Source organism: Streptomyces phyllanthi (assembly GCF_009377205.1).
GTDB lineage: Bacteria > Actinomycetota > Actinomycetes > Streptomycetales > Streptomycetaceae > Streptomyces > Streptomyces phyllanthi.
The window spans coordinates 19,519-30,438 of sequence record NZ_VJZE01000067.1 but is presented as its reverse complement, the minus strand read 5'-3'; the positions used below and the strand labels follow the sequence as shown (position 1 = coordinate 30,438).

General features: G+C 71.3%; 10 protein-coding genes. 4 read left to right on the top strand and 6 right to left on the bottom strand.

The window, feature by feature from the left end; translation table 11 throughout:
* Positions 1-164 precede the first annotated feature (164 nt).
* The 6 genes from FNH04_RS12830 to FNH04_RS12805 form a co-directional block, all read right to left on the bottom strand.
* A complete protein-coding gene (locus FNH04_RS12830) occupies positions 165-911 on the bottom strand; it encodes an ABC transporter ATP-binding protein (RefSeq protein ID WP_152783571.1) in 747 nt (248 codons plus the stop codon).
* Positions 901-1,662 carry an ABC transporter ATP-binding protein gene (locus tag FNH04_RS48990; protein ID WP_322722988.1) on the bottom strand — a complete coding sequence of 254 codons (762 nt, stop codon included), beginning with the start codon at positions 1,660-1,662 and terminating at the stop codon, positions 901-903. The genes FNH04_RS12830 and FNH04_RS48990 overlap by 11 nt, the downstream gene beginning before the upstream one ends.
* Complete coding sequence (locus tag FNH04_RS12820) at positions 1,643-2,710, bottom strand: branched-chain amino acid ABC transporter permease (RefSeq protein WP_228031319.1); 1,068 nt, start codon at positions 2,708-2,710, stop codon at positions 1,643-1,645. The genes FNH04_RS48990 and FNH04_RS12820 overlap by 20 nt, the downstream gene beginning before the upstream one ends.
* Complete coding sequence (locus tag FNH04_RS12815) at positions 2,694-3,581, bottom strand: branched-chain amino acid ABC transporter permease (protein WP_322722987.1); 888 nt, start codon at positions 3,579-3,581, stop codon at positions 2,694-2,696. The genes FNH04_RS12820 and FNH04_RS12815 overlap by 17 nt, the downstream gene beginning before the upstream one ends.
* Positions 3,582-3,588: 7 nt before the next feature.
* Positions 3,589-4,815, bottom strand: a complete 1,227-nt coding sequence (locus FNH04_RS12810; RefSeq protein WP_152783569.1) for an amino acid ABC transporter substrate-binding protein — start codon at positions 4,813-4,815, stop codon at positions 3,589-3,591.
* Positions 4,816-5,019: 204 nt separating this feature from the next.
* Complete coding sequence (locus tag FNH04_RS12805) at positions 5,020-5,598, bottom strand: TetR/AcrR family transcriptional regulator (RefSeq protein ID WP_322722986.1); 579 nt, start codon at positions 5,596-5,598, stop codon at positions 5,020-5,022.
* Between the two features lie 376 nt (positions 5,599-5,974).
* Here FNH04_RS12805 and FNH04_RS12800 point away from each other — a divergent pair, with 376 nt between their 5' ends.
* From FNH04_RS12800 to FNH04_RS12785, 4 genes are read left to right on the top strand one after another with little or no spacing between them, the layout of a single operon-like run.
* A complete protein-coding gene (locus FNH04_RS12800; RefSeq protein WP_152783565.1) occupies positions 5,975-6,574 on the top strand; it encodes a 2Fe-2S iron-sulfur cluster-binding protein in 600 nt (199 codons plus the stop codon).
* Positions 6,571-7,563, top strand: coding sequence for an FAD binding domain-containing protein (locus FNH04_RS12795; RefSeq protein ID WP_152783563.1), 993 nt, complete (start codon positions 6,571-6,573; stop codon positions 7,561-7,563). The genes FNH04_RS12800 and FNH04_RS12795 overlap by 4 nt, the downstream gene beginning before the upstream one ends.
* Complete coding sequence (locus tag FNH04_RS12790; RefSeq protein ID WP_152783561.1) at positions 7,560-9,710, top strand: xanthine dehydrogenase family protein molybdopterin-binding subunit; 2,151 nt, start codon at positions 7,560-7,562, stop codon at positions 9,708-9,710. Before FNH04_RS12795 ends, FNH04_RS12790 begins: the two co-directional genes overlap by 4 nt.
* A complete protein-coding gene (locus FNH04_RS12785; protein ID WP_322722985.1) occupies positions 9,703-10,866 on the top strand; it encodes an XdhC/CoxI family protein in 1,164 nt (387 codons plus the stop codon). Before FNH04_RS12790 ends, FNH04_RS12785 begins: the two co-directional genes overlap by 8 nt.
* Positions 10,867-10,920 lie beyond the last annotated feature (54 nt).

Genomic DNA, 10,920 nt, shown 5'->3' with positions numbered 1-10,920 from the left:
GTGTACGGGGCCGGGGTGGGCCCCGGCTTCGGCGGGGGCCGTCGTCAGGGCGATCGCACAGGTCAGGAAAGCGGCCAGAGCGGGGGCCACGTGCCGCCCGCGTCGCTTGAACACTCCACTCGCTCCTCTCCGGCGTGGTTCACTCCCGGGGTGTGGCTGGACATTCAGGGCCGCACCCCGAGATACAACTCGCCGAGCCGGGAGTCGGCGAGCAACTCCTCTGCCGGGCCCGAGACATGGACCCGGCCGAGGTCGAGGACGCAGCCGGTGTCGGCGGCCTCCAGGGCGCGCCGCGCGTTCTGTTCGACCAGCAGGACGGCGGTTCCCGCGTCCCGCATCCGCACGATCTGTTCGAAGACCACACCGGTCGCCCTGGGGTCGAGGCCCATGGACGGCTCGTCGAGGAGCACGACCCGGGGCCCGACCATCAGCGAACGGGCGAACTCCACCTGCTTCTGCTGGCCACCGGAGAGCAGCCCGGCCAGGCTCGTCCACCGCTGTGCCACCACCGGGAAGAGGTCCCGTACGAACGCGGCCCGCTCGGCGACGAGCGCCTTGTCCCGCAGGGTGTAGCCGCCGAGCAGGACGTTCTCGGCGACCGTCATCTCCCGGAAGACGCTGTGTCCCTGGAGGACATGAGCGACTCCGGCGGCCAGCATCCGCTGCGGTCCGCGACCGGTGACGTCCTCGCCGTCGACGAGGATCCGGCCCGACCTCGGGGTGAGGAGCCCGCTGGCGACCTTCAGGACGGTGGACTTGCCCGCGCCGTTGGGCCCGACCAGGCAGACGATCGCCCCGGCGGGCACCCGGACGGTCAGCCCGCGCAGGACGAGCGCCGCCCGCCCGTACCCGGCGCGGATGTCGTCGAGTTCGAGAAGGAACCCGGAGGAGGAGCCGGAGTCAGATGCCAAGGTATGCCCCGAGGACTCGTTCGTCGGACTGGATCACCTGGGGCGGGCCCTGCGCGATGGGCCGGCCGCGGTCGAACACGACGACGTGGTCGCTGAGGCTCATGACCATGTCCATGTTGTGCTCGACGATGAGGAAGGTCCGCCCCTCGGCGTTGAGTTCGCGTACCAGGTCGCCGATGCGGTCGACGAGTGCCGGGTTGACCCCGCCCGCGGGCTCGTCCAGCAGGATCAGCTCCGGCTCGCTCATCAGCACACCCGCCAGCTCCAGCAACTTCTGTTGACCCCAGGACAGTCGGCCTGCCTCCGCCCGCTCCAGGTGCTCGATGCCCATACGGGTCAGCCAGTCCCGGGCCCGCTCGGTCTCCTCCCGTCGGCCCGAACGCGCGAGCTGTCCGGCGAGACCGTGCGGCCGTACGGCGGCCAGGAGGTTGTCCAGCACGGTCATCCTCGGGAAGACGCGGCAGAGCTGGAACGAGCGCCCGATGCCGGCGCGGGCGATCCGGTGCGGGGGCCTGCCGGTGAGGTCGCGTCCGCGGTAGGCGGTGCGGCCCGCGTCTGGGCGGATCATCCCGGTGACGCAGTTGAAGAAGGTCGTCTTGCCGGAGCCGTTCGGGCCGATCAGGGCGTTGACCTTGCCGTGGTGGAAGGTCACGGTGGCGGAGTCGAGTGCGGTGACACCGCCGAAGGCCTTGGTGAGCCCGGTGGTCGCGAGGCTCGGCGCGGGCTCGCTCTCAGGTGCCGCTTCGCTCACCGTCCTTCACCTCCGTTCGGTTCGGCTGTTCGCGCCGCTCCCGCAGTTCGGCAGCGGTCACCTCCCGGATGGAGGTCTCACCGGATCTCCGGAACCTGCCGATCAGGGCGGTGGCGGCCGGGATGACGCCGTCCGGCATGAACATCACGACGACCCCCAGGAGCAGCCCCGCCACGACCAGGTGCAGCGGGGTGTCGCCGTACTCGACCTTGGCGTACTCCAGGGCGTATCCGACGGCCACGGCCCCCAGCAGCGGTCCGTACAGATGGCGCACGCCCCCGAGCAGCGCCATGAGCACCATGTACGCACCGCCGAGGACGGAGAACTGGAAGACCGGGTCGAGATCGCCGAACCACAGCGCGTAGAGCCCGCCCGCCAGCGCGGTGAAGGCGGCGGAGACGACGAAGACCACCAGCTTGTACGAGTACGTGGGGATGCCCAGGGACTGGGCCTTGTCCTCGTCCTCGCGGATCGCCTTCAGGCCCATGCCGAACCGTGAGCGGTCGATGACCCACCAGGCCGACAGGGTCACCGCGAGCAGCGCCAGGAAGAGGAAGTAGAAGGTGCGGTGGTGCTCGGCACGCAGCATGCCGGGGAAGGGGCGCGGTACCACCAGTCCGCGGGAGCCGCCGGTGAAGGAGGCCCAGCTCTGGAAGACCAGCAGCAGGATGAGGACGAGGGCGATGGAGACGATGACGAAGGAGGCGCCGCGCACCCGCAGGGCCGCGTAGCCGACCGGTACGGCGATCAGGGCCACCAGGGCCGCCGCCGTGAACAGCGCGGCGAAGGGCGGGAGTCCGGCCCTGGCGACCAGCAGACCCGTCCCGTAGGCGCCGAGTCCGGCGAACGCCCCGTGACCGAGGGAGATGTAGCCGGTGAAGCCGCCCACGAAGTTCCAGGAGGTGGAGAGCACCGCGTAGTTGAGGATGGCGATGCCCACGGTGATCTCGTACGGGCTCGGAGCCATGGACGGGAAGGAGAGGGCGATGGCGGCCGCCGCGAGCAGGGCGCCGAGATGGATCAGCCTGGTGTCAGAACCTCTGCGCAAGCCGCCCCCCGAAGAAGCCCTGAGGCCTGACGGCCAGGGTGGCGAAGAGCGCGATGTAGAAGACCGTCTGCGCCCAGGTGGTGGAGAGCTCCAGCTGCAGCAGGCTCTGGAGCATGCCGAGCGTCATGGCGGCGATCGCGGCGCCCGGGACGCTGCCCAGGCCGCCGACGACGATGATGGCCATCAGCGGGCCGATCCAGTGCCAGTGCAGCGAGGGGTAGATGGTGGTGTCCAGGGCGAGCGCCGTGCCGCCGACGGCCGCCGTGGCGAGGCCGAGCCCGAAGCCGTACCCGGCGATCCGGTCGGTGTCGATGCCGAGCAGCTGGGCGGCCTCGCGGTGCTGGATGGTGGCCCGCAGTGCCTGGCCGAACCGGCTGCGCTTCATCAGGACGTAGAGCCCGAGCAGGGCGAGCGCCGCCAGGCCGAAGGCGATCAGCTTGACCACCGCGACGCGCGCCCCGAGGAACTCGAAGCCGGCCGCGCTGTAGCCGAGCCGGATCCGGCGCTGGGTGCCGCTGAACGCGTACCCGAGCAGACCCTCGATGACCAGGGCCACCGAGAAGGTGAGCAGCACCGACATCATGGTGAGCGTCGCCGGGCGGAGACGGGTGAGGAGCAGCCGCTGCATGGCGACGCCGGCGGCGAAGAACAGCGGCACGGTGACGAACAGGGTGAGCAGCGGGTCGACTCCGGTCTCCCGGTGGGCGTACCAGGCGAGGTACGCGGCGAGGATCAGGAACGCGGAGTGGGCGATCATCACCACGCGCATGACGCCGAAGTAGAGGGTGAGGCCCGCCGCCAGCAGGGCGTAGAGCCCTCCCAGCAGCACACCGAGGACGACGCTCTGGAGGACGAGGCTCGCTGAGGGCACGCCCGCGTCACCACTTCGGCTTCGGGTAGACCGGATCGGCTTCCTGCTGGGCCTCGGGGAGCACGATCTGGATCTCGCCGTCGACCCACTGCTGGATCATGTGCGCACTCTGGGGGCGCCCCTTGCCGTCCCACTTCAGGGGACCGACCACGGTCTGCACCGTGTTGCCGCGCAGCCACTCCACCAGCTTGCCCTGGCAGTCCGGGTCCTGGGAGGCGCACTTGGCGGCCTCGACCGCGGCGGCGACCACCTGACCCGTCGTGTAGGCGTTGGCCTCGTCCTCCTCGGGGGCCTTCCCGAACTGCTCGGTGTACTTCTCGACGAACTCCTTGTTGCTCGGGTGGTCGGCCTTCTGGGTGTAGCCGGTGGGCGCGAGGATCCCTTCGGTCTTGTTGCCGATGGCCTTGGCGAACTCCGGTTCGGTCGGGGCGGTGGAGAAGGCGGCCATCTTCGGCTGGTAGTCCAGCTGCTGGAGGGCGACGATCAGGTTGACGCCGTCCTGGTACTGGGTGCCGCCCACCACCATGTCGGCCCCGGAGTCGGCGATCTTGGCGGCGATGTTGCCGAAGTCGGTGGTGTTCGGCGGGTACACCTCGTCGACGACGGTCCTGATGCCGCCCTTCTCCAGTTTCTCCTTCAGCCCGTAGGCCGTTCCCTGGGCGAAGGGGTCGTCCATGGCGGCATACGCCACCGTCCTCGGGCGCTCGCTCTCCGGCATGGCCAGGATGTACTCGGCCAGGTGGTTGTAGTGGTCGTCGGCGACGGCCGGAGCCGCGTAGAAGAGGTTCTCGAAGCCCTGCTCGAAAACCTCCGGAGCGGCTCCCGCCGGTTCCACGAAGAGCATCCCGTACTCCTCGGCCACGCGCGCGGAGGGGACGACGAGCCGGGTCGAGAAGGGGCCGAAGACCAGATCGACCTCGTCCCTGCCGATCAGCTGCTCGTAGTCGGAGACGACACGGTCGGCGTTGGACTGGTCGTCGAGGATCTTCAACTCGACCTTGCGGCCGAGGAGTCCGCCCTCGTCGTTGACGATCTTCGCCCAGGCCTTGTAGCCCCGTTCGACGCCCTTGCCGGGTTCGGAGAAGTCGCCGGTGAGCGGTAAGGAGACACCGATCACGATGGGGTCATCGGACGAATCCTGGGAACCTGGGCCCGAGCCGCAGGCGCTGGCGGTGAGCGCCAGGGCGAGCGTGGAGACGACGATCCTTCCATGCAGGCGGTGCGTTCTGGTCATCGCTGGACACCCCTCGTCGGCTGGACACCCTTGATGGGTCGGCCGCATTTCGTGGTGCGTGAAAGCGCATTCCTCGGATGCTTTCCCCATATGTAAGCGGCACCGTGCCGAGCCGGACAACCGTTGTGCACACATCAGTTGTCCTTGATGCGGCGTCCGGGCGGAGGGGCCCGAGTGCGGGCCCCGCCCCGGACGGGGCGCCGTTCACCGCCCGGGTGCCCCCGCGCGCAGTCCGTCCATGACGAGGTCCAGGAGGCGGGTGGCGCGCGGTTGCCAGTTCCCGCGCGGGTCGATCTGCCAGAGGCCGGCGATGGCGAGGAGGAAGTCCTCGGCGGTCACGCCGGGGCGGATCGTGCCCGCCTCCTCGTTGGCGCGGAGCAGGAGTTCGGCCGCGGAGGTCACCGGGGCGTGACCCGGTTTCGCCGGGGTTCCCGGTCCGCTGGTGGCCTGCCGGATCGCGTCCGCCAGACCGGCCTTGGCCATGGCGTACTGGGCGAGGCGGTCCATCCACTCGCGCAGGGCCAGGTCGGGCGCCCCGGTCTCGAGCAACTGGGCCGCGCTGTCGGCGACCTGCTGCATCTCGTGGCGGTAGACCTCGAGGACGAGCGCCTCGCGATGGGGGAAGTTGCGGTAGAAGGTGCCCTGTCCGACGCCCGCCTTCCTGGCGATCGTGCTCAGTGGGGCGTCCGCGCAGTGCGTCAGCTCGACCAGTGCGACCTCCAGGATGCGCTCGCGGTTTCGCTGCGCGTCCGAGCGCAGAGGTGCTTCCTTCTTCCGCTGCACTCGTCCTCCTCGCGGGCCCGTGGCCGAATCCCGTCCTTGAGAAACGGACAGTTGTCCGTTACGTTTCTGTGAGCGGACAGTTGTCCGGTTAGGTCCACCTTACCTGTGGTGCGGTGGTCCTGGGAGCCGGTGGCCTTCGCCGTGAGCGTTCCCGCCTCACATCCTTCATGTTCCCGAACCCGGATCGCCGCGAACAGCGCAATGTTCTTATCTGCTGACACATCACCACCTGGCATGTCTTCTCTTGATGCGTCTCCTCCGCACAGGCCCCCCGATACGTCTCCTCCCAACGCCTCTCCTCCCCTACGTCTCTTGACTCGTCTGCCTGCCGGATCGTCCTCCCGACGTGCTCCGGATACGCGAAAGAAGGCTGATCATGGCCACAGCCCCGTCGTCGACGTACAGCGCCATCACCTTGAACATCAACGGTGAGAAGTACCCGCTGTCCGTCGACCACCGCACCACCCTGCTCGACGCGCTGCGCGAGCGTCTCGATCTGACCGGAACCAAGAAGGGCTGCGACCAGGGGCAGTGCGGTGCCTGCACCGTTCTGCTCGACGGACGCAGGGCCGTGGCCTGCCTGCAACTGGCGGTGGCCGCCGAGGGGCGCGAGATCACCACCATCGAGGGCATGGCCGAGGGTGAGCAACTGCACCCGGTGCAGCAGGCCTTCCTCGACCTGGACGGCTACCAGTGCGGCTACTGCACGCCGGGGCAGATCTGTTCGGCCGTCGCGGTGATCGAGGAGCACGCCGCGGGCTGGCCGAGCGCCGTCACCGACGACGTCCGTCCCGAAGCGGGACCGCCACCGCTGACCGCCGACGAGATCAGGGAGCGCATGAGCGGCAACCTGTGCCGTTGCGGAGCGTACGTGTCGATCGTCCAGGCGGTCGCCCGCGCGGCCGCCACCCGGACGGAGAGCGCTCAGGACACCGAGTCCACGGAGACCACCGAGACCACGGAGACGGCGGCATGAGGGAGTTCGGATACCAGCGTGCCCACGACGTCTCCGGCGCGGTCGCGCTGCTCGGCGCCGATCCGGACGCACGCTTCCTCGGCGGCGGCACCAACCTCGTCGATCTGATGAAGACCGGCGTCGAGCGGCCCGCCCGGCTCGTCGACGTCCGTGAACTGCCCCTCGGCCGCATCGAGTCGACGGACGACGGCGGTCTGCGCATCGGCGCGACCGTCACCAACAGCGACCTCGCCGCGCACCCCGAAGTCCGGCGCCGCTACCCGGCGTTGACCCAGGCGGTACTGGCAGGTGCCTCCGGGCAGCTGCGCAACATGGCCACGGTCGGCGGGAACCTGCTCCAGCGCACCCGCTGCGGCTACTTCGCCGACGTGACCAAGCCGTGCAACAAGCGGGTGCCCGGCAGCGGCTGCCCCGCGATCGAGGGGGAGCACCACAACCACGCGATCCTGGGCGCCTCCGGCCACTGCGTGGCCACCCACCCCTCGGACATGGGCGTGGCGCTGGCGGCCTTCGACGCCGTCGTCTCCTACGAGACGGCCGACGGGTCCGGCGAGCTGCCGTTCGCCGAGTTCTATCTGCCGGTGGGCGACACCCCCCACCTGGAGACCGCCCTGCCGCCCGGGGCGCTGATCACCGGCGTCACCCTGCCGCCGGCCCCGGTCGCCGCCCGCTCGCGCTACCGGAAGGTCCGCGAGCGCGCCTCGTACGCGTTCGCCATCGGCTCGATCGCCGCCGCGCTCGACGTCCGGGACGGCGTCGTACGCGAGGTGCGCCTGGCCTTCGGGGCGGTCGCGTCCCGGCCGTGGCGCGCCCGGACCGCCGAACTGGCGCTGACCGGGGCACCGGCCGACGCCGAGACCTTCGCCGCCGCGGCGGACGCCGAACTGGCGGCCGCCGAGCCGCTGCCGCACAACGGATACAAGGTGACACTGATGCGCAATCTCGTGGTGGCCGAGCTGACCCGACTCGCCGAGGAGGCCGCCCGATGACCACCGCCACGACCGGGACCAAGGCGGTGAAGGGGGCCGTCGGTACCGCGCACACCCGTCTCGAGGGCCGCGACAAGGTCACCGGAGCGGCCCGCTACGCGGCGGAGATCCCCTTCGCCGAACTCGCCCACGGCTGGCTGGTGCTGTCCACCGTCGCCCGCGGACGCGTCCGCTCGCTGGACACCGCCCCCGTCCTCGGGATGCCGGGCGTGCTCTCCGTCCTGCACCACGAGAACGCCCCGCGCCTCGACACCGACTACGTGGGCATGCTGGGCGCCCCGGACCCGACAGCGGCCGTCTTCCAGCACGACCGTGTGCCACACCTGGGCTGGCCGGTGGCGCTGGTCGTCGCCGAGACGTCCGAGCAGGCCAGGGAGGCCGCCGAAGCGCTGCTGGTGCACTACGAGGAGGAGCCGCACGACGTCGCGTTCTCGGCCGGACGCCCGGACGCGTACGAGGCGGCCGGCTTCGGGCCGGCGGTGACGGAGAAGGGGGACCTGGAGGCGGAACTCGCCGCGTCCGCCGTCGTCGTCGACGAGGAGTACACCACGCCGGAAGAGCACCACAACTCGATGGAGCCCCATGCGGCGACGGCCCTCTGGGACGGCGGCCGACTGGAGGTCGTCGACTCGAACCAGGGCACCACCTGGGTCGCGAGCGAGCTCGCGAACATGTTCTCCCTCGACCCGGGCTCGGTGCGGGTACGGTCGGAGCACGTCGGCGGCGGCTTCGGCAGCAAGGGCCTCCGTGCGCACCAGGTGGCCGCCGTGATGGCCGCGACCGTCCTGCAGCGTCCGGTCCGGGTCGTCATGACGCGCCGCCAGACGTTCTCGCTCGCGGGCTACCGCAGCCCGACCGCACAGCGGATCAGGCTCGGCGCCGACGCCGGTGGACGGCTGCGCGCGCTGGACCACGACTCCCTGAACCTCACCTCGACCGTGCACGAGTTCGTCGAGGGGAGCGCCGGGGTGGCACGGACGATGTACGACGCCGACGCCCACCGCACGGCCACCCGGCTCGTACGGCTCGACGTGCCGACACCGACGTTCATGCGCGCGCCGGGCGAGGCTCCGGGGTCGTTCGCGCTGGAGTCGGCGCTCGACGAGCTCGCCGAGAAGTGCGGTATCGACCCGATCGAGCTGCGCGCACGCAACAAGCCCGAGCGGGGGCCCGTCTCCGGGCTGCCGTTCAGCAGCCACCACCTGCTCGACTGCTTCCGGGAGGGTGCCCGCCGGTTCGGCTGGGCGGACCGGGACCCGCGGCCCGGTCTGCGCCGTGACGGGCGCTGGCTGCTGGGCACCGGCACGGCGGCGGCTCATTTCGGTGCGGGGGCCGCACCGTCCACGGCGGCCGTGACGGCTGAGGCGGACGGCACCTTCACCGTACGGATCAGCGCGGCCGACATCGGAACCGGCGCCCGGACCGCCCTCACCCTGGTCGCCGCCGACGCGTTGGAGGTGACACCGGACCGCGTCCGCGTACGCATCGGGGACAGCGACTTCGGGCCGGCGTTCATCGCCGGAGGCTCGATGGGCACCCGCTCCTGGGCCTGGGCGGTCACGGCCGCGGCCACCGAGCTGCGGGAACGGCTCGCCCTGAACACGGGCATCCCACCGGAGGGCATCACGATACGGTCCGACACCACCGCGGCCATCGGCGCCCTCGCCCAGAAGGAACGGCACTCCTTCGGGGCGCAGTTCGCCGAGGTCGCCGTGGACCCCACCACCGGCGAGGTGCGTGTGCGGCGGATGCTCGGCATCTTCGCGGCGGGCCGGATCGTCAACCCGCTCACGGCCCGCAGTCAGTTCCTCGGCGGGATGATCTGGGGCATCTCCATGGCCCTGCACGAGGAGGCGGTCAGGGACCGGGCCTCGGGCGGTCTCTACGGTGCCGACCTCGCGGGTTACCACGTCGCCGCCCACGCCGACATACCCGCCATCGAGGCGGACTGGGTGGGCGAGCCCGACCCGGACGACCCGGTCGGCATCAAGGGCATCGGCGAGATCGGCATCGTGGGCGCCGCGGCGGCGATCGCCAACGCGGTCTGGCACGCGACCGGCGTACGCCACCGGAACCTGCCCATCCGCCCAGACCGCGTCCTGCTGGGAGGTACGGCGGAGGCGGGCACGGGAGCCCCGCGTGCTTGACATCGCCGAGGAACTGCACCGCTGGATCGAGGAGGGCAGGGACTTCGCCGTCGCCACCGTCGTGGCCGTCGGGGGCAGCGCGCCGCGCGGCCCCGGCGCCGCCCTCGCCGTCGACAGTGAGGGCACGGCCATCGGCTCGGTCTCCGGCGGCTGCGTCGAGGGAGCGGTGTACGACCTGTGCGTCCAGGCACTCGAAGGCGGAGGGGTCGGCGAGAGCGTCGTCGAACGGTTCGGCTACAGCGACGAGGACGCCTTCGCGGTCGGGCTGACCTGCGGTGGGGTCATCGACGTCATGGTCACCCCGGTCGGCGCCCAGGCCCCGGTCAGAAAGGTGCTGGCGCGGGCGCTGTCCGCCGCCGCCCGGGGTGAGGCGGCGGCCGTGGCCCGGGTCGTCCGGGGCCCGGCCGAGCTCCTCGGCAGGACGCTGTTCGTGCGCCCCGACGGGACGTACGAAGGGGCGTACGAGGGCGGTCTCGGCGGGCACGCGGAGCTCGACCGGACGGCGGCCGCCGAGGCACGGGCCATGCTGGACACCGGCCGCACCGGGACGGTCGTCCTCTCAGAGGACGGATCGCACTGCCCCGGAGGGATCACACTGCTGGTCGAGTCGAGCGTGCCGCCGCCCCGCATGATCGTCTTCGGCGCGATCGACTTCGCCGCGGCGCTCGTGCGGGCGGGCAGGTTCCTCGGCTACCACGTGACCGTGTGCGACGCCCGCCCCGTCTTCGCCACCCGGGCCCGCTTCCCGGAGGCCGACGACATCGTGGTCGACTGGCCGCACCGCTATCTCCGGCGCACGGAGACGGACGCGCGCACGGTGCTGTGCGTGCTCACCCACGACGCCAAGTTCGACGTGCCCCTGCTGAAGGTGGCCCTGAGGCTGCCGGTCGCGTTCGTCGGCGCGATGGGTTCGCGCCGCACCCACGCGGACCGTGACCGGCGGCTGAGCGAGGCGGGCCTGACCGAACGCGAACGGGCCCGGCTGAGGTCCCCGATCGGCCTCGACCTCGGTGCCCGTACGCCCGAGGAGACCGCCCTGTCCATCGCGGCGGAGATCATCGCGGCCCGCAGGGGCGGCACGGGCCTCCCCCTGACGGATTCGGGAACGCCGATCCACCGGGACGGGGGAGAACGGGGCGCCGTGGAGGCGGCCTGACGGGCGGTGCCGCTCGTCAGGCCGGTCCGTGCGGCGCGGGCGCCGGTCCCACGG

Coding starts and splice junctions, on each gene's coding strand:
- FNH04_RS12800 (WP_152783565.1), top strand. CDS start 5,975: ATGGCCACAGCCCCGTCGTCGACGTACAGCGCCATCACCTTGAACATC.
- FNH04_RS12790 (WP_152783561.1), top strand. CDS start 7,560: ATGACCACCGCCACGACCGGGACCAAGGCGGTGAAGGGGGCCGTCGGT.
- FNH04_RS12810 (WP_152783569.1), bottom strand. CDS start 4,815: ATGACCAGAACGCACCGCCTGCATGGAAGGATCGTCGTCTCCACGCTC.
- FNH04_RS12795 (WP_152783563.1), top strand. CDS start 6,571: ATGAGGGAGTTCGGATACCAGCGTGCCCACGACGTCTCCGGCGCGGTC.